The 23,602-nt window shown below is 73.5% G+C and carries 12 protein-coding genes and 1 rRNA gene; 3 read left to right on the plus strand and 10 right to left on the minus strand.

The features are described from left to right. The first annotated feature begins 7 nt into the window (after positions 1–7). Positions 8–4,759 carry an Lhr family ATP-dependent helicase gene (locus IF01_RS0129775; protein ID WP_030396679.1) on the plus strand — a complete coding sequence of 1,584 codons (4,752 nt, stop codon included), beginning with the start codon at positions 8–10 and terminating at the stop codon, positions 4,757–4,759. A 575-nt stretch (positions 4,760–5,334) separates the two neighbouring features. Here IF01_RS0129775 and IF01_RS0129785 read toward each other — a convergent pair. The 8 genes from IF01_RS0129785 to IF01_RS0129820 form a co-directional block, all read right to left on the minus strand. After that, positions 5,335–5,703, minus strand: a complete 369-nt coding sequence (locus IF01_RS0129785) for a helix-turn-helix domain-containing protein (protein ID WP_030396681.1) — start codon at positions 5,701–5,703, stop codon at positions 5,335–5,337. A gap of 384 nt (positions 5,704–6,087) precedes the next feature. Then, positions 6,088–6,639, minus strand: a complete 552-nt coding sequence (locus IF01_RS0129790; protein ID WP_078880426.1) for a CinA family protein — start codon at positions 6,637–6,639, stop codon at positions 6,088–6,090. A gap of 95 nt (positions 6,640–6,734) precedes the next feature. After that, entirely contained in the window at positions 6,735–7,373 is a 639-nt protein-coding gene (pgsA, locus tag IF01_RS0129795; RefSeq protein WP_030396683.1) for a CDP-diacylglycerol--glycerol-3-phosphate 3-phosphatidyltransferase, read from the minus strand. Next, a complete protein-coding gene (gene rimO, locus IF01_RS0129800; RefSeq protein ID WP_051742870.1) occupies positions 7,370–8,842 on the minus strand; it encodes a 30S ribosomal protein S12 methylthiotransferase RimO in 1,473 nt (490 codons plus the stop codon). Before rimO ends, pgsA begins: the two co-directional genes overlap by 4 nt. Positions 8,843–8,938: 96 nt before the next feature. Then, positions 8,939–9,811 (minus strand): helix-turn-helix domain-containing protein, encoded by an 873-nt coding sequence (locus tag IF01_RS0129805; protein ID WP_078880427.1) that lies wholly within the window; start codon positions 9,809–9,811, stop codon positions 8,939–8,941. Between the two features lie 306 nt (positions 9,812–10,117). Beyond that, the gene (locus IF01_RS0129810; RefSeq protein WP_030396686.1) at positions 10,118–12,811 is read right to left on the minus strand and encodes an FtsK/SpoIIIE family DNA translocase; all 2,694 of its coding nucleotides are present in this window, start codon (positions 12,809–12,811) and stop codon (positions 10,118–10,120) included. Between the two features lie 158 nt (positions 12,812–12,969). Then, complete coding sequence (locus IF01_RS0129815) at positions 12,970–13,605, minus strand: response regulator (RefSeq protein WP_030396687.1); 636 nt, start codon at positions 13,603–13,605, stop codon at positions 12,970–12,972. Between the two features lie 347 nt (positions 13,606–13,952). Next, positions 13,953–18,677, minus strand: coding sequence for a HAMP domain-containing protein (locus IF01_RS0129820; RefSeq protein WP_157855382.1), 4,725 nt, complete (start codon positions 18,675–18,677; stop codon positions 13,953–13,955). A 413-nt stretch (positions 18,678–19,090) separates the two neighbouring features. Here IF01_RS0129820 and IF01_RS0129825 point away from each other — a divergent pair, with 413 nt between their 5' ends. Next, complete coding sequence (locus IF01_RS0129825) at positions 19,091–21,649, plus strand: SpoIIE family protein phosphatase (RefSeq protein WP_030396689.1); 2,559 nt, start codon at positions 19,091–19,093, stop codon at positions 21,647–21,649. Between the two features lie 297 nt (positions 21,650–21,946). After that, positions 21,947–22,510, plus strand: a complete 564-nt coding sequence (locus IF01_RS0129830) for an acetate uptake transporter (RefSeq protein ID WP_030396690.1) — start codon at positions 21,947–21,949, stop codon at positions 22,508–22,510. Between the two features lie 69 nt (positions 22,511–22,579). Here the strand turns inward: IF01_RS0129830 and IF01_RS42495 are convergent, their stop codons facing one another. Next, positions 22,580–23,416 carry a phosphatase PAP2 family protein gene (locus IF01_RS42495; RefSeq protein ID WP_063764330.1) on the minus strand — a complete coding sequence of 279 codons (837 nt, stop codon included), beginning with the start codon at positions 23,414–23,416 and terminating at the stop codon, positions 22,580–22,582. Between the two features lie 95 nt (positions 23,417–23,511). Then, positions 23,512–23,602 (minus strand): 5S ribosomal RNA (gene rrf, locus IF01_RS44415); the annotation flags it as partial.

Consider the following 23,602-nt stretch of genomic DNA (forward strand, 5'->3'; position numbering starts at 1 on the left):
TGGGGGCATGGCGACCGAGCACCCGACCCCGCCCCCGGCCGACCCGCTGGCCGGCTTCGCCCCGGCCACCCGGGCCTGGTTCACGGGCGCCTTCTCCGCGCCGACCGCCGCCCAGGCCGAGGCCTGGCGCGCCATCGGCCGGGAGGCCGACGTGCTCGTGGTCGCCCCCACCGGCTCCGGCAAGACCCTCGCGGCCTTCCTGTCCGCGCTGGACCGGCTCAGCAGCACCCCGCCCCCGGCCGAGCCGGGCCGCCGCTGCCGGGTGCTCTACATCTCCCCGCTCAAGGCCCTCGCGGTGGACGTCGAGCGCAACCTCCGCGCCCCGCTGGCCGGCCTGCGCCAGGCCGCCGTCCGGCTCGGCCTGCCCGAGCCGGAGGTCCAGGTCGGCATCCGCTCCGGCGACACCCCGGCCGCCGACCGCCGGCGCTTCGCCACCCACCCGCCGGACATCCTGATCACCACCCCCGAATCGCTCTTCCTGCTGCTCACCTCCGCCGCCCGCGAGGCCCTGCGCGGTGTGGACACGGTGATCCTGGACGAGGTGCACGCCGTCGCCGGCACCAAGCGCGGCGCCCACCTCGCCCTCTCCCTGGAGCGGCTGGACGAGCTGCTCGACCGCCCGGCCCGCCGGATCGGCCTGTCCGCCACGGTCCGCCCGGTCGAGGAGGTGGCCCGCTTCCTCAGCCCCGGGCGCGGCGCCGAGGTGGTCCAGCCGCCCGCCACCAAGGAGTTCGACCTCTCCGTGGTGGTCCCCGTCCCGGACCTCGACGACCTGCCCGCCGCCCCCTCCACCGGCGCCGCCGGTGCCGAGGACCCGCAGCGGAAGGCCTCCATCTGGCCGCACGTCGAGGAGCGCATCGTCGACCTCGTCCAGGCCCACCGCTCGACCATCGTCTTCGCCAACTCCCGCCGCCTCGCCGAGCGGCTCTGCAACCGGCTGAACGAGATCGCCCTGGAGCGGGCCGGCGGGGCGCCGCCGGAGGCGCACGCCCCCGCCCTCCTGATGGGCGGCTCCGGCGCCGCCCGCGGCGCCCCGCCGGTGATCGCCCGGGCCCACCACGGCTCGGTCTCCAAGGAGCAGCGCGCCCTGGTCGAGGAGGAGCTCAAGGCCGGGCGGCTGCCCGCCGTGGTCGCCACCTCCAGCCTGGAGCTGGGCATCGACATGGGCGCCGTCGAGCTGGTGGTCCAGGTCGAGTCCCCGCCCTCGGTCGCCTCCGGCCTGCAGCGGGTCGGGCGGGCCGGCCACCAGGTCGGCGCCGTCTCCACCGGCGTCGTCTTCCCCAAGTACCGGGGCGACCTCGTCCAGTCCGCCGTGGTCACCGAGCGGATGCGGGCCGGCCGGATCGAGGCGCTGCGCATCCCGCGCAACCCGCTCGACGTCCTCGCGCAGCAGCTGGTCGCGATGACCGGCATGGACACCTGGCAGGTCGACGACCTGCTCGCGCTGGTCCGCCGGGCCGCGCCGTTCGCGACCCTGCCGCAGTCCGCCTTCGACGCGGTGCTCGACATGCTGGCCGGCCGCTACCCCTCCGACGCCTTCGCCGAGCTGCGCCCCCGCCTGGTCTGGGACCGGGTGGCCGGCACCGTCACCGGCCGCCCCGGCGCCCAGCGGCTCGCCGTCACATCCGGCGGCACCATCCCCGACCGGGGCCTGTTCGGCGTCTTCATCGCCGGGACGGACGACCGGAAGGGCGCCGGCGGGCGCCGGGTCGGCGAGCTCGACGAGGAGATGGTCTACGAGTCCCGGGTCGGCGACGTCTTCACCCTCGGCACCACCTCCTGGCGGATCGAGGACATCACCCACGACAAGGTGCTGGTCACCCCCGCCCCCGGGATCCCCGGCCGGCTGCCCTTCTGGAAGGGCGACACCCTCGGCCGCCCGCTCGAACTCGGCCGCGCCCTCGGCGCCTTCACCCGCGAGCTCGGCGCACTCGACCCGGCGGCCGCCACCGAGCGGCTGAAGCGGGCCGGCCTGGACGACTGGGCCGCCGCCAACCTGCTCGACTACCTCGCCGAGCAGCGCGCCGCCTGCGGCCACCTCCCCGACGACCGCACCATCGTGGTCGAGCGCTTCCGCGACGAGCTGGGCGACTGGCGGATCGTCGTCCACTCCCCGTTCGGCGCCCAGGTGCACGCCCCCTGGGCGCTCGCCCTGGCCGCCCGGCTGCGCGAGAAGCACGGCCTCGACCCGCAGGTCATGCACGCGGACGACGGCATCGTGCTGCGGCTGCCCGACGCCGACCTGCTCTCGCCCGACTTCGACTTCGGCGGCCCCGCCGCCGCACCGGGCGCCCTCACCGGACCGGTCACCGACGACGCCCCGGTCGGCGCCGACGCCGCCCTGTTCGACCCGCAGGAGATCGAGCAGCTGGTCACCGACCAGGTCGGCGGCTCCGCCCTGTTCGCCTCCCGCTTCCGCGAGTGCGCCGGCCGCGCCCTGCTGCTCCCCCGCCGCAGCCCCGGCAAGCGCACCCCGCTCTGGCAGCAGCGCCGGCGCGCCGCCCAGCTGCTGGAGGTCGCCGCCGAGTACGGCTCCTTCCCGATCGTCCTGGAGGCCGTCCGCGAGTGCCTCCAGGACGTCTTCGACGTCCCCGGCCTGGTCGAGCTGATGGGCGACCTCGAGTCCCGGGCCGTCCGGCTGGTCGAGGTCACCACCCCCGAGCCCTCCCCGTTCGCCCGCTCACTGCTCTTCGGCTACGTCGCGCAGTTCCTCTACGAGGGCGACTCCCCGCTCGCCGAGCGCCGCGCCGCCGCCCTCTCGCTCGACTCCCGGCTGCTGTCCGAACTCCTCGGCCAGGCCGAGCTGCGGGAGCTGCTCGACCCGGAGGTCTTGGCCGAGCTGGAGGCCGAGCTCCAGCGGCTCACCCCCGAGCGCCGGATCAAGGACGCCGAGGGGGTCGCCGACGCGCTGCGCCTGCTCGGCCCGCTGAGCGAGGCCGAGCTGACCGCCCGCGGCGCCGAACCGCTCCTGGCCCTCGAGCTCGAGGCCGCCCGCCGGGTGATCCAGGTCCGGATCGCCGGCGAGCTGCGCTGGGCCGCCGTCGAGGACGCGGGCCGGCTGCGCGACGCCCTCGGCACCCCGCTCCCGGTCGGCGTGCCGGAGGCCTTCACCGAACCGGTCAAGGACCCGCTCGGCGACCTGCTCGCCCGGCACGCCCGCACCCACGGCCCGTTCACCGCGGCCGAGACCGCCGCCCGTTTCGGCCTCGGCACCGCCGTGGTCACCGGCACCCTGCACCGGCTCACCGCCGCCGGCCGCCTGGTCCAGGGCGAGTTCCGCCCGCCCGGCACCCACCACCCCGCTCCGGAAGGGCCGCACGCCGCCCCCGCCGACGGGCCCACCGGCGCGGTCGAGTGGTGCGACGCCGAGGTGCTGCGCCGACTGCGCCGCCGTTCGCTGGCGGCCCTGCGCCAGGAGGTCGAGCCCGTCCCGCCCCGGGCGCTGGCCGCCTTCCTGCCGCAGTGGCAGCACCTGGCCGGCCACCGGCTGCGGGGAGCCGACGGCCTGCTCCGGGTGGTCGAGCAGCTCCAGGGCGCCGCCCTGCCCGCCTCCGCGCTGGAGAAGCTGATCCTCCCGGCCCGGTTGGCCGACTACTCCCCCGGCCTGCTCGACGAGCTGACGGCGGCCGGCGAGATCGGCTGGGCCGGCGCCGGCGCGCTCCCCGGCAAGGACGGCTGGATCAGCCTGCACCTGGCCGAGAACGCCCATCTGCTGCGGCCCGAGCCCGTCCCGCCCACCGTCACCCCGGTGCACACCGCCCTGCTGGAGGCACTGGCCGGCGGCTACGGCCTGTTCTTCCGCCAACTGGTCGCGCACCTCCCGGAGACGCCCGAACCGGAGATCGTCGAGGCCCTGTGGGACCTCGTCTGGGCCGGTTACGTCAGCAACGACACCCTGGCCCCGCTGCGGGCCCTGCTCGGCTCCGGGCGGACGGCCGGCTCCACCGCGCACCGGGCGCCCCGGGCCACCCCGCGCGGCCGCTACGGCGGCGCCGGCCGGCCCCACGGCCGACTCGGCGGAGCCCTGCGCAGCGGCCCGCCGACGGTGGGCGGGCGCTGGTCGCTGCTGCCCCCGTTCACCACCGACCCCACCCTCCGGGCCACCGCCCAGGCCCAGGGCCTGCTGGACCGGCACGGCCTGCTCACCCGGGGCACGGTCGTCGCCGAACGGGTCCCGGGCGGATTCGCCGGGGTCTACCGGGTGCTCTCCGCGATGGAGGAGCGCGGCCGGGCCCGCCGGGGCTACTTCGTCGAGGGGCTGGGCGGCGCCCAGTTCGCCATGGAGGGCGCCGCCGACCGGCTGCGCTCGGTCAACGGCCGGCTGGAGCGGGCCCGGGGCGTGGAGTGGCCGGCCGCCCCGTCCGCCGAGCCCCCGCAGGCCCTGGTGCTGGCCGCCGCCGATCCGGCCAACGCCTACGGGGCCGCGCTGCCCTGGCCCGAGCCGCCCACCGGGGCGGCCGAGACCTCGGGCAAGGCACACCGTCCGGGCCGGAAGGCCGGTGCCCTGGTGGTCCTGGTCGACGGCGAGCTGTGCCTGTACATCGAGCGCGGCGGCAAGTCCCTGCTGGCCTGGCCGGAGGACGGCGCGACGCTGGCCACCGCGGCGGCCGCGCTGGCCGGGGCGGCCCGGGCCGGGGCACTGGGCAGCGTGACCGTCGAACGGGCCAACGGCGAGCCCGCCCTCGGCTCCGCGCTCGGCGCCGCCCTGGAGGAGGCGGGCTTCCACCCGACCCCGCGCGGTCTGCGGCTGCGCCCCTGAGCGGAGCACCGGCGACCCCGACGGCACAGGCAGCTCAGACGGCACAGGCAGCGCCGACGGCACCGGCGGCACAGGCAGCACCGGCGCAAGGGGACCGGAAATCACCCGGAAGCGACCGAAAAGCACCTACCCCGGCCCACCGGCAACACCCGGACGTACAACGAGGGCCGCGGGACCCGGAAGTCCCGCGGCCCTCGTCCGCGTTCTGTTCGGCCGATCCCACCCGATCTCATCCGATCGGGGACTCGGCCTCCGCTGGTCCGATCGGCTCAGCCGTCCGGCGCCGCGAGGGGCCGGTGGACCATCTGTCCGCATGGACCGGGATCAACCCGAGGCCCCAGCCTCCGGCCGCCAGCAGCCCGAGCATCGCCCCGTCGGGCAGCCGTCCGCCGCCCGCCGAGAGCCACCAGCCGGACCCGACGGCCAGGACCGTCAGAAGAGCCAGCAGCACCGGGAGCCGCCCGGACCGCACCCGCCGGAGCCGTATTCGGGCCCCGGCACGCATCGCCGCCGCATTCCGCACGACCGCCTCCTTCGCTCGACCCGGGCCGCAGAGGGCCCGCTCCGAGGCCGGGTCAGGCGGCGACCACGTCCATCGCGGCGGCCTTGGGCGACATGTTCGCCCGGTCGACACCGGGGGCCGGCAGCGGTACCGGTTCGAGCACCGGCCTCAGCAGTTCACCTTCGGAGAGCGTGGCCATCGCCGCAAGTTCGGCGAGCGACAGTTCGTCGCTGACCTCGCGCATGACCTCGGACATCCGGACGTCGAGTGCGTCGCAGATGGCGGAGAGCAGCTCCGAGGAGGCCTCCTTCTGTCCCCGCTCGACCTCGGAGAGGTATCCGAGCGAAACCCTGGCTGCCGCCGACACCTCGCGGAGTGTGCGGCCCTGGCGCTGGCGCTGCCGACGCAGTACATCGCCCAGTAGGCGACGGAGCAGGATCATCGGTGCCTCCCTCCTCGGACTGCGGATCGAGATGTCACGCCCCCACCGTACCGCCTTGCCCGCTTCGCGTGCGGGGACCATGGTCGTGTTCACTCTGGGCTGCAAGGCTGTCCCCTCCCCTGTTTCGGTGTCGCGCCCGGGCCGATGGGCACCCCGTCGTACCCTCCGGGCGGCACCGGGTCACCGCCGCGCCACTCGTTCGCCACCTGGTTTCTGCCCAACCAGGGCCTCCGATGTAACACGATCCTGCAGTTGTCCGATGCCCGCACGCCAGTTCGGCGGATCTCGGTTCGGTGGAGATCCTGCGAGCGGCCGTCTGCGGGAGCCGGGTCGGAGGTGGTGCGTGGACGGTCGGAGGCACGGTGACGACAGTGCGGACGACGCTCAGTGCGTGGACGTACCGGACGGGAGCCGCCCTACGAGCAGCTCCAGAGCGGCGGTCACCGCCCTGTGACGGATTGTGGCACGCTCCCCCGACAACCGGGGCGAACTGACCAGACTTCCCCCCGGGCCGGCCACCGCGAGGTGTACCGTGCCGACCGGCTGCCCGTCCTGGGGCTCCGGACCGGCCACTCCGGTGGTCGCGAGCCCGTAGGTGGCGCCGAGCAGCTTCCGCACGCCCTCGGCCATCTGCCGGGCCACCACGGGGTGGACCGGGCCGTGGACCGCCAGCAGTCCCTCGTCGACCCCGAGCACCGAGGCCTTCAGCTCGGTCGCGTACGCGGTCACCGAGCCCCGGAAGGTCGCGGAGGCCCCGGGGACGTCCACCAGCGCGGCCGCCAGCAGTCCGCCGGTCAGCGACTCGGCGACGGCCACCGTGCCGCCCTCCGCCCGCAGCCCGGCGTGCACCCGCGCGGCCAGACCGAAATCACCCGGCCCGGAACCGACCGGTCCGACATCCGTCGACCCGGAGGCCGCCCCGGCTCCGCCGCTCATCCCGACGTCCCTCCCTCGTGTTCCCCCGGGCCCACCCCGGAGTACCCGTCATTGTGGGCCCGGAGGGCCGCCGGGGAGCCGCTTCGCCCCGGGTTTCACCCGGTCGTGCGCCGTGCGGCCAGACCCTCCCGGCGCAGCCGCAGTGCCTGCCCCACGTAGTCCAGCGCGGTGCCGACGGTCAGCAGTACCGCGACCCCCATCAGCAGGGCCCTGGCGGTGGCCAGCCAGCCGTCCAGTTCCAGCACGTACATGCCGACCGCGATGCCCTGGGTGAGCGTCTTGATCTTGCCGCCCCGGCTGGCCGGGATCACGCCGAAGCGGATCACCCAGAACCGCATCAGCGTGATGCCGAGCTCGCGGGCCAGGATCACCACGGTGATCCACCAGGGGAGGTCCCCCAGCACCGAGAGCCCGATCAGCGCCGCGCCCATGATCGTCTTGTCCGCGATCGGATCGGCGATCTTGCCGAAGTCGGTGACCAGGCCCTTGCGCCGGGCCAGCTCGCCGTCGAACAGATCGGTGATCATCGCGACCGCGAAGGAGGCCCAGGCCACCGAGCGCCACTTGGGGTCGTGCCCGCCGTCGGCGAACAGCAGGGTGACGAAGACCGGGACCAGCAGCAGCCGGACCATGGTCAGCACGTTCGCGATGTTCCAGATCCCCGGCGCCGGCGGCGCCACGGCCGCCGGTCTGCCCGGGTGGGCCGCGGCCGGGGCGCCTGGCCCCTGGGTCATGCCCCGACTCCGGGCGCCCGGCGGACCCGCACCTGCTCCAGCGCCTCGGCGACCAGGTCGACGCCCTCGCTGGCGACGACCCGGGCCCGGTAGAACTGCCCGACCTCGGGGTCCTCGACCCCGAGCAGGGTGGTGAGGCCGTCCGTCTCGGGGGCCTGGTGGGCGGCTCGGCCCTCGACCACGTCCCCGTCGATCGACTCGACCAGCACCTCGATCTCGGTGCCGATCCGCTGCTCGGCGCGCTGGGCGGTCATCTCCTCGGCGAGCCGGGTGAGCCGGGCCAGGCGGTCGGCGACCACGTCCTCCGGCAGCTTGCCGTCGTAGCCGGCGGCCTCGGTGCCGTCCTCGTCGGAGTAGCCGAAGACGCCGATCGCGTCCAGCCCGGCGTGGGTCACGAAGCGCTCCAGCTCGGCGAAGTCCGCCTCGGTCTCGCCGGGGAAGCCGACGATGAAGTTGGACCGGGCGCCGGCCTGCGGGGCCTTGCCGCGGATCGAGCCGAGCAGTTCCAGGAACTGGTCGGTGGAGCCGAAGCGCCGCATCCGCCGCAGCACGGCCGGGGCGGAGTGCTGGAACGACAGGTCGAAGTAGGGCACCACGTCCGCGGTGCCGGTCATGGCGTCGATCAGCCCGGGGCGCATCTCGGCGGGCTGGAGGTAGGACACCCGGACCCGCTCCACACCCTCGATCGAGGCGACCTCGCCGAGCAGGGTCTCCAGCAGTCGGATGTCGCCGAGGTCCTTGCCGTACGAGGTGTTGTTCTCGCTGACCAGGACGACCTCGCGGACGCCCTCCCCGGCGAGCCACTGGGCCTCGTGCAGCACGTCCGAGGGGCGGCGGGAGATGAACGAGCCCCGGAAGGCCGGGATGGCGCAGAACGAGCAGCGCCGGTCGCAGCCGGAGGCGAGCTTGACGGAGGCGACCGGGTTGTCGTCCAGGCGCTTGCGCAGGGTGCGCGGCCCGGAGGCGGGCGCGAGGCCGTCCGGCAGGTCCTCGGGGGCGCCGTGACCGGGCACGGCCACCTCGGCCGCGGCGGCCTGGCGCTCGACGGGGCTCAGCGGGAGCAGCTTGCGGCGGTCGCGCGGCAGGTGCGGGGCGTGGTGGCCGCCGGACAGGATGGTCTGCAGGCGGTCGGAGATGTCCGAGTAGTCGTCGAAGCCGAGCACACCGTCGGCCTCGGGCAGCGCGTCGGCCAGCTCCTTGCCGTAGCGCTCGGCCATGCAGCCGACCGCGACGACGGCCTGGGTGCGGCCGTGACCCTTGAGGTCGTTGGCCTCCAGGAGGGCGTCGACGGAGTCCTTCTTGGCGGCCTCGACGAAGCCACAGGTGTTGACGACGGCGACGTCGGCTTCGGCTGCGTCGTCCACGAGCAACCAGCCGTCGGCCTCCAGTCGCCCGGCGAGTTCCTCGGAGTCCACCTCGTTGCGGGCGCATCCGAGCGTGACAAGGGCGACAGTACGGCGATCAGGCATAGGGCCAAGATTAACGCGCGGCCGCCGGAGCCGTTCGCCCCGGAGGCCACGCGTTGGGTCCGGCCGGGTTCCCGACCGGTCGGACGCCCCTCGCCATCAGCCCGCCTGCGGGTCTCCGGGGGTGTACGTGACGTGCACCACCTGGCCGTTCTTGCCCGCCGGACCGAGATCCTTGCCGTTGACGTACACGTGCACGGCGCCGGCGTTGCCGATCACCAGCTTGATCTGCTTGGGGTCGGTGAAGGTCTGGTCCTGACCTTCACCGATGTTGTTCTGGAACAGCGACTTCCCGGTGCCGTCCACCGCCGAGACCCAGCTGGTGTCCTTCTCGGCGACCAGCTTCACGGTGACCTTGTCGGCCGGGGCGGCGGCGATCGCGGCGGCGCTGGGCGCCGGCGCGGGCGGCTGGACCGTCGGGGTGGGCGCCGGGGCCACCGCGGCGACCGAGCCGGTGCCGGAGCCGGAGGGCAGCGGGGCGCTGGCGGAGCCGGTGGTGCCGACGCCGGACTTGCCGCTCACCAGGTTGAAGCCGATCACTCCGACGACCGCGACGATCGCGGCGACCATCGCCGCCGTCCAGTTCGGGCGGCCCCGGCCGGGGACCTTGATCGGGCCGCTCTCGATCAGCTCGGTGGGCCGCTTGGAGGCCGGGGAGCCGCCGTGCGCGGCGTCGTAGCGGGCCACCAGGGCCTCGCCGTCGACGCGGACCAGCTGGGCGATCGCCCGGATGTGGCCGCGGGCGTAGAAGTCACCGCCGCAGCGACCGAAGTCGTCCTCCTCGATGGCGTGCACGATCGGCACCCGCACGCGGGTGGCACTGCTCACCTGATCCACCGTGAGCCCGGCGTCGATCCGGGCGGCGGACAGCACCCGGCCGATGCTCGGCGCATCGGCCGTCTGTTCCGCGGTGCCGGAGGGCAGCGCGGAGGACGGGGCGTTCTCGCGGTCGGGGGACTTGCCGATGGTCACGGTGCACGCCTTTCGAGCGGTTGGCCACCTGCTGGGGAACAGTCTAGGGGCGCGAGCGGATCGTTTCTCAAGCGGAACAGGCCCGAATGCGTTCGCCCGCCCCGGCCGGGGGCCGGGCGTGCACTGACTGTCCGTCGGTACGGGGGCCGCCGTCTCCGGGACCCCCTTGCCGGGGTGGCGCATCGGCCGTTGCCCGTGGGACGCCGTCCGCACCCGATCGGTTCCGCCCCCGCCGCCTACCCCGGTCCGAACGGGTGAACACTCCTCCGCGCCCCGGCACCGCACCCTCCGGCCACCGCGGCGCCGTCAGCCGCGGATGGCGACGATCACCCCGTCCAGCTCGTCCGGCTGCACCAGTACGTCGCGGGCCTTGGAGCCCTCGCTCGGCCCCACGATGCCGCGCGACTCCATCAGGTCCATCAGCCGGCCGGCCTTGGCGAAGCCGACCCGCAGCTTGCGCTGCAGCATCGAGGTGGAGCCGAACTGGGTGGAGACGACCAGTTCGGCCGCCTGGATCAGCAGCTCCAGGTCGTCGCCGATCTCCTCGTCGATCTCCTTCTTGGGCCCGCCGCCGACCGTCACGTCCGCGCGGTATGCGACCGAGGTCTGCTCCTTGCAGTGCTTCACCACCGCGGCGATCTCGGCCTCGGTGACGAACGCGCCCTGCATCCGGATCGGCTTGCTCGCCCCCATCGGCAGGAACAGCGCGTCGCCCTTGCCGATCAGCTTCTCCGCGCCGGGCTGGTCCAGGATGACCCGGGAGTCGGCCATCGCCGAGGTGGCGAAGGCCAGCCGGGACGGCACATTGGCCTTGATCAGACCGGTGACCACGTCCACCGAGGGCCGCTGGGTGGCCAGCACCAGGTGGATGCCGGCCGCGCGGGCGAGCTGGGTGATCCGGACCACCGAGTCCTCGACGTCGCGCGGCGCGACCATCATCAGGTCGGCCAGCTCGTCGACGATCACCAGCAGGTACGGGTACGGCGTCAGCTCGCGCTCGCTGCCGAGCGGCGGGGTGACGGTGCCGGCCCGGACCGCCGCGTTGAAGTCGTCCACATGGCGGAAACCGAACGCCGCGAGGTCGTCGTAGCGCAGGTCCATCTCGCGGACCACCCACTGGAGGGCCTCGGCGGCCTTCTTCGGGTTGGTGATGATCGGCGTGATGAGGTGCGGGATGCCCTCGTACGCGGTCAGCTCGACCCGCTTGGGGTCGACCAGCACCATCCGCACCTCGTCCGGGGTGGCCCGGGCGAGGATCGAGGTGATCAGGCAGTTGATGCAGGACGACTTGCCCGCGCCGGTCGCGCCGGCCACCAGGATGTGCGGCATCTTGGCGAGGTTGGCCATCACGGTGTGGCCCTCGACGTCCTTGCCCATGCCGACGACCATCGGGTGGGTGTCCTCGGCGGCCGTGCGCGAGCGCAGCAGGTCGCCGAGGTTGACCATCTCCCGGTCCCGGTTCGGGATCTCGATGCCGACCGCGGACTTGCCCGGGATCGGGCTGATGATCCGCACGTCCGGGCTGGCCACCGCGTAGGCGATGTTCTTGGCCAGCGCGGTGATCCGCTCGACCTTGACGGCCGGGCCGAGCTCGACCTCGTAGCGGGTGACCGTCGGGCCGCGGGTGAAGCCGGTCACCCTGGCGTCCACCTTGAACTCGCCGAAGGTCCCGGTGAGCTGGGCCACCACCTCGTCGTTGAGGGCGCTGCGGGCCTTGGCCGGGCCGCCGCGCTCCAGCAGGTCGAGCGGGGGCAGCGCGTAGCTGAGCCCCTCGGAGAGCTGGAGCTGCTCCGTCCGGACCGGTGCCGGGCCGTGCTCCTCGGGGGCGCCGGGGCCGGGGCCGCCGGTCCTGGCGGCCGGGACGGCGGGCTCCTCCGGCGGGGCGGTGCGGTCCTGCACCTGGTGCATCATGTCCGCCACCGCCGAGGAGGCGGGCACGCCGTAGACCAGCGCGCCGTCCAGGTCGGCGGCGGCGCCGGCGGCGATGTCCCGGGTGGCGTAGGGGTCCAGGGCCTCCTTGGCGAACATGTCCGGCTCGTCGGCGGGCGCCTCGGCCGGCTCCGGCCTGCGCCTGCGGCGGCGCCGGCGGGCGGCCACCTCGTCGGTCGGGTCCTCACCGTCGGTGTCCACGGTGAAGGGCAGGGCGGACGGGTCGGCGTCCTCCGGCGGGTCGTGGGAGAACTCGCGCTCCGGCGTGCGCCCCTCGGCCCCGGTGTCCTGCGGACCGGCCTCGACCACGCCGAGCCGGACGCCGACCGCGCGGATCCGCTCCGGGATCCGGTTGACCGGGGTGGCGGTGGTGACCAGCAGGCCGAAGAAGGCGAGCAGCAGGAGCAGCGGCACCGCGAGGGCCGGCCCGGCAGCGGCCATCATCGGGGTGGACGCGGCCCAGCCGATGATCCCGCCGGCGGTCCTTATCCGGGTCGCGCCACTGCCCATCCCGGGTGCTCCGCAGCCGATGTGGACCAGACCGAGCACCCCGACCAGCAGGGTGCTCAGACCGATCATGATCCGTCCGTTGGCCTCCGGCAGCTCGGGGTGGCGCAGCAGCCGGACCGCCACCGCGGCCAGCAGGAAGGGCACCAGCGCGTCGAGCCGGCCGAACAGGCCGGAGACCACATTGGTGGCCGCCTCGCCCAGCCAGCCCTGCGGGCTGAACCAGGTACCGGCGGCGGTCACCAGGGCCAGCGCGAACAGCAGCAGGCCGATGCCGTCCTTGCGGTGCGCCGGGTCGAGGTTCTTCGCGCCGTCGCCGAAGCCGCGGAAGACCGCGCCGATGCTGTGCGCCGCGCCGAGCCAGACGGCGCGCACGGCCCGGAAGAGTATCGGCCGGGGTGGGGGCGGCGGGGGGGCCTGCTTGGCCGCCGCCTTCTTCGCCGGGGTTGCCTTCTTGGCGGCCGCCTTCTTCGCGGGCGGCTTGGCCGGAGCCTTCGCCGCGGCCTTCTTGGACGGTCCCGGACTCGGGTTGCGTGCCGCGCTTCCGGGCGTGCGTGTGGCCATGGGTCAGCAGCCTACCGGGGCACGCGAGCTGTGCCCATGTCGTCCGCCCGGGGTGCCCGGACGTGTCGCCGACACACCGTCACACCGGTCGTGTTCACCCGGACGGGCGAGCACCGACGGGCCTTCCGGCCCGCTCTCGGCTCCGGGCCCGGCGTGCCTCAGTCGGTACCGGGGCGCAGGGCGTCCAGCGCCCGCCGGAGCCCGGTCAGCTTGCGCTCCAGGTGCGCCGCGGTGGCCGCCACCCCGCCGTCCTCGGTGCCGTCCAGCTGCTTGGTCAGCGACTCGGCCTGCTCCTCGACGGCGGCCAGCCGGGCCGACAGCTCGCCGAGCAGCGCACCGCCGATGGCGGGCTCGGCGCCGGTCGCCTCCAGCTGCAGCCGCAGCAGCGCCGCCTGCTCCTTCAGCTGGCAGTTCTTCATGTAGAGATCGACGAAAACCGAGACCTTGGCACGCAGCACCCAGGGGTCGAAGGGCTTCGAGATGTAGTCGACCGCGCCGGCCGCGTAGCCGCGGAAGGTGTGGTGCGGCCCGTGGTTGATCGCGGTCAGGAAGATGATCGGGATGTCCCGGGTGCGCTCGCGGCGCTTGATGTGGGCGGCCGTCTCGAAGCCGTCCATCCCCGGCATCTGGACGTCCAGCAGGATCACCGCGAAATCGTCGGTGAGCAACGCCTTGAGCGCCTCCTCGCCGGAGGCGGCCCGTACCAGCGTCTGGTCCAGCGCCGAGAGGATCGCCTCCAGTGCCAGGAGGTTCTCCGGCCGGTCGTCGACCAGGAGGATCTTCGCCTTCTGCATTACGACGCGCCCTCCTGTCGCCTGCCTACCTGGGGAAGGCACCCGCGTACTGCCCACCACTACCCCGGTCATGCTAGCCGCACCCCCTCGCCCGGCACATCGCTCCGTCGCGTCCGGATCCGGAGCGGTGCGCAGCCAGTGCACCGGCGTACGCTCACCAGCGAGTCGTCACTCGGTCACTGTTCGCAACGATCGGTGACCCTACCCGGTTCCCGACCCTCCCCGCCAGCAAACCGCCCACCCACCGGCGTGAACCCCGGAGCGTACTCCGCGATTCACGCCCCCGCCATTCGAACGGGCCGAACTCGGCCTTCTCCGGGGCCCGGTGGGCACCGGACACGCTGCCCTCAGGACTTCCGGAGGGTGAGCCACTCGTGCATCACCGACAGCAGGTGGTCGGTCTCCACCGGCTTGGTGATGTGGTCGGTGGCACCGGCCGCCAGGGACTTCTCCTTGTCGCCCTTCATCGCCTTGGCGGTCAGCGCGATGATCGGCAGACCGGCGAACTGGGGCATCCGCCGGATCGCCTCGGTGGTCGCGTAGCCGTCCATCTCCGGCATCATGATGTCCATCAGGACCAGCGCCACGTTCTCGTGCTGCTCCAGCATCTCGATGCCCTCACGGCCGTTCTCCGCGTACAGCACGGTCAGGCCGTGCTGCTCCAGCACGCTGGTGAGGGCGAACACGTTGCGCACGTCGTCGTCGACGATCAGCACCTGCTCGCCGTCGAACCGGATGTCGCCGCGGCCGGCGGACCGGACCGCCGGGGCGGTCTCCAGGGTGCGCCCCTCGGCCGCCCGCCCCTCGGCCGGGCGGAGGCCCGCGGGCCGGGCCGGGGTGGACCGGCCCCCGGCGGGCGGCACGTCCAGGGCCGCGCCGCGGCGGCGCTCGACCGCGCCCCGGCGGCGGACCTCGACCAGCTCGCGCACCTCCTGCGCCCAGTGCTCGGCCGGGTTCTCCCCCACCGGCACCGGCGTCCCGACCGGGGTCACCCCGACCGAGGCGCGCAGCGCGGGCGCGCCCGGCCCCTGGCCGCCGGTGCCCGGGGCCTCGCTGCGCAGCGGCAGGTACAGGGTGAAGGTCGAGCCCTTGCCCAACTCGCTCTCGGCGTGGATCTCGCCGCCGAGCAGCCGGGCGATCTCCCGGCTGATCGACAGCCCGAGGCCGGTGCCGCCGTACTTGCGGCTGGTGGTGCCGTCGGCCTGCCGGAACGGCTCGAAGATCTCCCGCAGCTTGTCGCCCGGAATGCCGATCCCGGTGTCCGACACGGTGAAGGCGATCAGCGGATCGTCCGGCCCCTCGATCGCGCCCGCCTCCAGCAGCTGCTCGCGCACGTGCTGCGGCACGCCCCCGCCGGCCGGGCTGATCGAGAAGTCCACGGCGCCGGTGTCGGTGAACTTCACCGCGTTGGAGATGAGGTTGCGCAGCACCTGCTGGAGGCGCTGCTCGTCGGTGTGCAGGGTGACCGGCAGGGCCGGCGAGACCCGCACCTCGAACTCCAGGTTCTTGTCCAGCGCGACCGGCTGGAAGGTCGCCTCGACGTAGTCGACCAGCTGGACGAGGGCGATCCGGGCCGGCCGGACGTCCATCTTGCCCGCCTCCACCTTGGACAGGTCGAGGATGTCGTTGATCAGCTGGAGCAGGTCGGACCCGGCGCCGTGAATGGTGTCGGCGAACTCGACCTGCTTGGGCGAGAGGTTGCCCTCGTTGTTGTCGGAGAGCAGCTTGGCCAGGATCAGCAGCGAGTTCAGCGGGGTGCGCAGCTCGTGCGACATGTTGGCGAGGAACTCGCTCTTGTACCGGGAGGCCAGCGCGAGCTGTTCGGCGCGCTCCTCCAGCACCTGCCGCGCCTCCTCGATCTCGCTGTTCTTGATCTCGATGTCACGGTTCTGCTGAGCGAGTTGCTCGGCCTTCTCCTGCAACTCCTCGTTGGTGCGCTCCAGTTCCTCCTGGCGCGCCTCCAACTCCGCCGACCGCATCGAGAGTTCCGCAGTCAGCCGCTGGGACTCCAGCAGCAGGCCCTCGGTCTTGGTGTTGACGCTGATGGTGTTGACGGTGACGCCGATGAGGTCGGCGATCTGGTTGAGGAAGTCCAGCGCGACGGTGGTGAAGGAGCTGAAGGTGGCCAGCTCGATCACCCCCAGCAGCCGGCCCTCGAACAGCACCGGCAGCACCACGATGTGGGCCGGCGAGGCCTCGCCCAGACCGGAGGCGATCTTCAGGTACCCGGGCGGCGCCTCCTTGAGGATGATCGCCCGCTTCTCCACCGCGGCCTGGCCGATCAGCGACTCACCGGGGTGGAAGGTGGTCGGCATCGCCCGGCGCTGGTAGCCGTAGCTGCCGATCAGCCGCAGCACGGTGTCGTTCTCGTCGTCGTCCTCCGTGATCAGCTCGGCGGTGCGGCCGGCCGGCTGGGCGAGGAAGAAGGCGCCGTGCTGGGCCGAGACCACCGGGGTGAGCTCGGTCATGATCAGCGAGGCCACCGCCTCCAGATCGCGCCGGCCCTGGAGCAGACCGGAGATCCGGGCCAGGTTGGTCTTCAGCCAGTCCTGCTCCTGGTTGGTGCGGGTGGTCTCGCGCAGGTTGGCGATCATCTGGTTGATGTTGTCCTTGAGCTCGTCGAGCTCGCCGGCGGCGTCCACGTCGATCCGCAGCGACAGGTCGCCCCGGGTCACCGCGGTGGCGACCTGGGCGATCGCGCGCACCTGCCGGGTGAGGTTGTTCGCCAGCTCGTTGACGGACTCGGTGAGGTCCTGCCAGGTGCCGTCCACGCCCGGCACCCGGGCCTGGCCGCCGAGCCGCCCGTCGGTACCCACCTCGCGGGCGACCCGGGTGACCTCGTCGGCGAACGCCGACAGCTGGTCCACCATGGTGTTGATGCTGGTCTTGAGCTCCAGGATCTCGCCGCGCGCGTCGACGTCGATCTTCTGCGACAGGTCGCCGCGCGCCACCGCCGTGATCACCAGCGCGATGTTCCGCACCTGACCGGTCAGGTTGTTCGCCATCAGGTTGACGTTGTCGGTCAGGTCCTTCCAGATGCCGGCCACGCCCGGCACCCCCGCCTGGCCGCCCAGGATGCCGTCGGTGCCCACCTCGCGGGCCACCCGGGTGACCTCCACCGCGAACGCGGACAGCTGGTCGACCATGGTGTTGAGCGTCCCGGCCAGCGCCGCGACCTCGCCCTGCGCCTCGATGGTGATCTTCTTGGAGAGGTCGCCCGAGGCCACCGCCGTCGCCACCTCGGCGATGTTCCGCACCTGGCTGGTGAGGTTCGAGGCCATGAAGTTGACGTTGTCGGTCAGGTCCTTCCAGATGCCCGACACCCCGCGCACCCGGGCCTGTCCGCCGAGGTTGCCCTCGGTACCCACCTCGCGCGCCACCCGGGTCACCTCGTCGGCGAACGCCGACAACTGGTCCACCATGGTGTTCACGGTGGTGACCAGCTCCAGGATCTCGCCCCGGGCATCGACGGTGATCTTCTTCGAGACGTCCCCGCGGGCCACCGCGGTGGTCACCTCGGCGATGTTGCGGACCTGGCTGGTCAGGTTGTTGGCCATCAGGTTGACGCTGTTGGTGAGGTCCTTCCAGGTGCCGGACACCCCCGGCACGCTCGCCTGACCGCCGAGGATGCCCTCGGTGCCGACGTCCCTGGCCACCCTGGTCACCTCGTCCGCGAACGAGAACAACTGGTCGACCATGGTGTTGATGGTGTTCTTCAGCTCCAGGATCTCGCCCCGGGCGTCCACCTGGATCTTCTGCGAGAGGTCGCCCCGGGCCACCGCCGTGGTCACCTGGGCGATGTTCCGCACCTGGTCGGTGAGGTTGTTCGCCATGAAGTTGACGTTGTCGGTGAGGTCCCGCCAGACCCCGGCCGCCCACGGCACCTGCGCCTGACCGCCGAGCCGCCCCTCGGTACCCACCTGCCGGGCCACCCGGGTCACCTGCTCGGCGAAGCCCGAGAGCTGGTCCACCATCGTGTTGATGGTGTTCTTCAGCTCCAGGATCTCCCCGCGCGCGTCCACCTCGATCTTCTGCGAGAGGTCGCCGCGCGCCACCGCCGTGGTCACCTGGGCGATGCTGCGGACCTGACCCGTCAGATTGTCCGCCATGAAGTTCACCGAGTCGGTGAGGTCCCGCCAGACCCCGGCGACACCCGGCACCTGCGCCTGGCCGCCCAGCCGGCCCTCGGTACCCACGTCCCGGGCCACGCTGGTCACCTGGGCCGCGAAGCCGTTCAGCTGGTCCACCATCGTGTTGACGGTGTTCTTCAGCTCCAGCATCTCGCCGGCCACTTCGACCGTCACCTTGCGGGACAGGTCGCCCTTGGCCACCGCGGTCGTCACCTGCGCGATGTTGCGCACCTGCGCCGTCAGCCGGCCGGCCATGGTGTTGACCGAGTCCGCGAGGTCCTTCCAGCTGCCGGAGACGCTGCGGACCTTCGCCTGGCCGCCCAGCTTGCCCTCGGTACCGACCTCGCGGGCCACCCGGGTCACCTCGTCGGTGAACTCCGACAGCTGGTCCACCAGCCCGTTGACGGTACGGCCGATCTTCAGGTACTCGCCGCGCAACGGGTGGCTCACCCCGTTGCTGTGCAGCGAGCGCAGCTCCATCTTCTGGTCCAGGTCGCCCTCGGCGATCGAGCTCAGCACCCGGCCCACCTCGGCCATCGGCCGCGCCAGGTCGTCGATCAGCGCGTTGCAGTTGTCGACCGCCGCCATCCAGGCGCCCTCGCCGGCCCCGGTCTCCAGCCGCTCGTTCAGCCGACCCTCGCGGCCCACCGCGCGGCGCACCCGGGCCAGCTCGCCCGTCAGGTGCTGGTTGCGCTCCGCCACCTCGTTGAACACCGCGGCGATCTCCGCCAGCGGTCCGTCCCCGGGCACCGTCAGCCGGCGCCGGAAGTTTCCGTCCCGCATCGCCGTCAGCGCGGCCAGCAGCTTGCGCAGCTCGGCCGGCTCGGCGCCGCGGTTGTGGTTGGCACGCCGACCGGCCGCGCTCCGCGGCGCGGCCCCGGACCGCCCGCCACGCTGAGCGGGCGGCGTCGTACCGGTTGCGTCCTTGGTGGCCGAACTCAACGGGCCCCTCCCAGATCGTGAACTGTCCGGGCCCCCGCGGCCGCGCCCCGCCGGGGCCCGCCGCCGGGAACCGTCCCGGTGTACGTCCCGGTGGGCCCCTCGGGTCCACCGGAACCCGCAACGACCGTACTGCTCCGAACGGACATCGCGGACCCCCCAGTCTGGCAGCACTCGCGCCCGGTACAAGACCGGTTGCGCTCGGTTGGTACCGCCCGGTCCGAAACGGGTGGGCAGAATCACCCTCCGGTGCCTGTTTCGACGCCCCGCCCCCACGGGGAACCAAGCGGAAAGTAGGGTGGAGCGCTGCACCGGGCCACCGACCCGCCCCAGCGTCGCCGCCACCCGCCGGCACGCACCGGGAGTCGAGGCCGACCCCCGGGCAGTCAGGGCCAGAGCAGAGGAGACGTGGCAACGTGGTCACCGCGCGCGCAGCCGCCACCTTCGAACCCGTGGGCCGGTCGGCCTCCGCCGCCCGCGCCTTCGTCCGGGACGCGCTGCTGGGCTGGGGCCTGCCCGAGGTCGTCGACGACGCCGTGGTCCTGGTCAGCGAACTCGTCACCAACGCCGTCGTGCACGCCGGCACCGCCGCCGAGGTCTGCTGCCTGCGCGAGGACGGCACGGTCAGGATCGAGGTCACCGACCACCACCCCGAACGCGGCCTGCCCACCTTCGCCGACGTCCCCACCACCGCCTCCGACCACTACGCCGACGCCGACGGCGAGGGCGGCCGGGGCCTGCTGATGTGCGCCGCCCTCGCCGAACGCTGGGGCGTCGAGTACGGCTCCGGCCGCAAGACCGTCTGGTTCCGGCTCGCCCTGCCCGCGCACACCGCCGGCACCCGCTACGCGCTGCCCGCCGCCCCCGGCGGCGAACTGCCCCGCAGCAGCGGCCCGGTGCACGTCGCCGTCGTCCAGCTCGACGACGACGGCCGGGTACTCGCCTGGAACCCCGACGCCGAGGCGCTGTTCCAGCACCCCGCCGACACCGTGCTCGGCCGCCCCTGGGCCGACCTCGCCGTCTGGCCGCAGCCCGCCGAGGCCGGCCTCGGCCTCGCCGCCACCCTGCGGCTCGCCCGCTGGGAGGGCGGCTACGCGCTGCGCCGCGCCGACGGCACCACCGTCGACGTCTACGGCGTCCAGGTCCGCCTGCGCGACACCGACGGCACCCCGTCCACGCTCTGCCTGCTGGTCCTCGACGACGAGCGCGCCGTCCTGCGCTCCCCCGCCCGCGCCCTGCCCGGCGACCGCGCCGAACCGGCACCCCGGCTCGACCTGCTGGCCGGCCTCGCCAGCGGCGAGGACCTCGACACCCTGCTGCAGCACACCGTCGAACGCGCCCGCGACCTGCTCGACGCCGACGCCGCCTACCTGCTGCTCACCACCGAGGACGAGACCGAGTTCGAGCTCCGCGCCACCACCGGACTGCCCGCCGCGATCCGGCCGCACACCCGCTTCCCGGTCGACACCGGCAACCGCTACGACTCGCCCCGCCTCCCCTCGGTGCACGAGGACCTCACCGCCCGGCCCACCGGCCGCAGCGTCCTGGACGGCAGCGCGCTGCGCTCCCTGCTCACCGTCCCGCTCAAAGTGGAGGGCCGGCTGATCGGCTCGCTCGGCATCGCCACCGCCGCCCCCGGCCGCTACGACAACGAGGACGCGCTGCGGCTGCAGTCCGCCGCCGACCGGCTCGCCCTCGCCGTCGAGTCCACCCGGCTCACCGAGCTCGAACGGCTGCGCCGCGGCTCGCTGTCCTTCCTGGTCGAAGCCTCCGACCTGCTGGCCGGCACCCTCGAACACGAGCAGACCCTCGCCCTGATGGCCCAGATGGCCGTCCCCACCCTCGCCTCCTGGTGCGCCGTCTACACCAACGGCGACCACGGCGCCCCCGCCTCGCTGGCCTTCGTCCTGCACGAGGACGAGGACCGGATCGACCCGCTGCGCGCCCTGCTCGACAAGACCGCCGCCCCGGACACCGGCCCCACCCACGGCGCCCGCTTCTGGGCCGGCCCCACCGAGACCGCCGACGGCAGCGGCTTCGCCGACGAGCCCGGCCTCGGCGGCCTCCTCGGCGAGACCGTCGTCCTGCCACTGACCGCCCGCAACCGGGTGATCGGCCTGCTCGCCCTCGGCACCCCGGCCGGCGTCCGGTTCCGTCAGGAGGTCCTGGAACTCGCCGAGGACCTCTCCCGCCGGGCCGCCCTCGCCCTGGACAACTCCCGGCTCTACTCCGAGCGCACGGCCACCAGCCAGGCCCTGCAGCGCAGCCTGCTGCCGCCGGACCTGCCCGACATCCCGGGCGTCGAGGTGGACGTCTACTACCAGGCCGCCGGCGAGGGCAACGAGGTCGGCGGCGACTTCTACGACCTCTTCCCGATCCGCGAGGGCACCTACGGCTTCGCCATCGGCGACGTCTGCGGCACCGGCCCCGAGGCCGCCTCGGTGACCGGCCTCGCCCGGCACTCGCTGCGACTGCTCGCCCGCGAGGGCCTGGACGCCCCGCAGGTCCTCAGCCGGCTCAACACCGCCATCCTGGACGAGGGTTCGCGCAGCCGCTTCCTCACCCTGCTCTACGGCGAGCTGACCCCCCGCCCCGACGGCAGCACCGAACTCTCCATGGTCTGCGCCGGCCATCCGCTGCCCCTGCGGCTGCGCACCGACGGCCGGGTCGACCGGGCCGCCACCCCGCAGCCGCTGCTCGGCGTCATGGACGAACTCGACCTCACCGCCGAGCACCTGGTGCTCCACCCCGGCGAGGTCCTGCTCTGCGTCACCGACGGCGTCACCGAGCGCCGCGAGGGCCTGCGGATGCTGGGCGACGACGGTCTCGCCGAGGTGCTCACCGGCTGCACCGGCCTCACCGCCGGGGCGGTCGCGCTGCGCGTGCAGCGGGCGGTCGAACGCTTCGCCCCCGAGCCGCCGTCCGACGACATGGCCATCCTCACCCTGCGGGTGCCCACCCAGCGGACCACCTGAGCCCGACCGGGCCTGTCCGACCGGCTGTCGCAGCCTGAACGATCCGCGACGGGCCGGCGACACAAAATGTGCGATTCACAAGGGTACAAGCCCGCTCACCGTGGGTACACCGATCTCACCGGGGAATCCCCCGGAGGGGACGTGACCAGCGGCTCTTTCGCTGGCCCAGCTTTCTGACCGCAGCCGTCGCACGCTCCAGCCGTGCGCACCCGGCGCGGTCGCGCGCCTTCACCTCATCGAAACTCATCCCGCGTTCACTGCGCCCTTGCGCGCGCCCATGAGTGAAAGGAGCCTCCGGTGAGCAATGAAGCTACCGGGGCACTGAACGCCCGCTCCACCGGCGCCGACGCGGGTAACCTCGGTTACCTCGCACTCGGCCTGACCCTCCTCGCCTACGGCGTTCTCTCGACCGGCCTGTTCAGCGGCACAGCCGCGGCGAACTCGGCCCATCTCGCCCACATCCTCGGCGGCATCACCCTGTTCGTCGCCGGCCTCTGGCAGCTCCGCGGCGGCGAGGGCTTCACCGGGACGGCCTTCACCAGCCTCGGCGCCTTCTGGGCCACCTGGTCCACGGCCTCCGGCGCCGGCAAGAACGCGGCCGGCCTGTTCCTGCTGCTGTGGGCCCTGCTCGCACTCACCCTGACCGCGGCCAGCTGGAACGCCGGTCTGCTCAGCCGCGCGGTCTACGGCCTGCTGACGGTCTCGCTGTTCCTCTCCGCGATCGCCACCTTCAACACCTCCGGCGGCCTCGCCAAGGCGGCCGGCTGGATCGCCGCAGCCTCCGGGCTGGCGGCCTGGTACTGGGCCACCGCGTCGCTGACCAACAGCGCGTGGGGCCGTGACGCCCTGCCGGTCAAGTAACGGCGGGTGCACCGGTGGGCCGGACCCTCCCCCCACGGGGCCCGGCCCACCGGCATGCCGCGCGCCCGCTCAGCCGCGGGCACCCACCCGGTCCCGTCCGGCCTCCGGCCGGACGTCCGCCGTGCTCCGGGCCCGCCAGCGCGCGAAGCCGCTCTGCGCCGCGTACGCCAGCAGCAGGATCGCCACCGCGACCAGACCGTCCGCCCAGAAGTGGTTGGCCGTCACCACCACGACCGCGACCGTCAGCACCGGGTGCAGCACCATCAACCAGCGCAGCGGGCTCCGCGAGACCCGCACCACCGCGACCGCCACCAGCACGCACCACGCCACATGGACGGACGGCATCGCCGACAGCTGCGCGGCCTGCACCAGCCCGCCGACCCCACCGCCGTACACCGACTGCCCGTACTCCGCCGCGACGTCGACGAACCCCTTCTCCGGCAGCATCCGGGGCGGCGCCACCGGGATGAACTGGACGGCCAGACAGACCGCCGTCGTGATCACCACCGTGGTCCGCACCCAGGCGTACCGCTCCCGGTGTCTGAGGAAGACCCAGACCAGCACCGCGATCATCACGGTGAAGTGCATCGACGCGTAGTAGTAGTTCGCGAGCTTCACCAGCACCGGGTACGGCGTCACCGCCGACTGCCAGGAGGCTTCGTCCGGCAGCCCGGCCGCCAGTTCCGTCGCGTGGATCCAGCGGGCGCGGTCCAGGGCGTGTTCGGTGCTCATCAGCGAGAGGCGTCCGACCAGCTGCCAGAGCGAGAACAGCGCGAGCAGGGTGCCGGCCTCCCGCAGGACCGTCGAGACACCGGGCCGCCGCACCCGGGCCGCCACGAACGAGCCCCCGTAGAGCACGGCCGCGGTACCCCCGGCGGACTGCCAGGTAAGCGTCAGGTTCTGCAACGGTTCGTGCCTCTCCACCGAGCTCGGACATGGTGGGGAGACGTTAACGCAAAAAGACCCCCTCCTGAACCGGAGGGGGTCTTTTTGGAATGATTGTTCGGCGGCGTCCTACTCTCCCACAGGGTCCCCCCTGCAGTACCATCGGCGCTGTGAGGCTTAGCTTCCGGGTTCGGAATGTAACCGGGC

It is taken from the genome of Kitasatospora purpeofusca (genome assembly GCF_000718025.1).
Classification (GTDB): Bacteria; Actinomycetota; Actinomycetes; order Streptomycetales; family Streptomycetaceae; genus Kitasatospora; species Kitasatospora purpeofusca.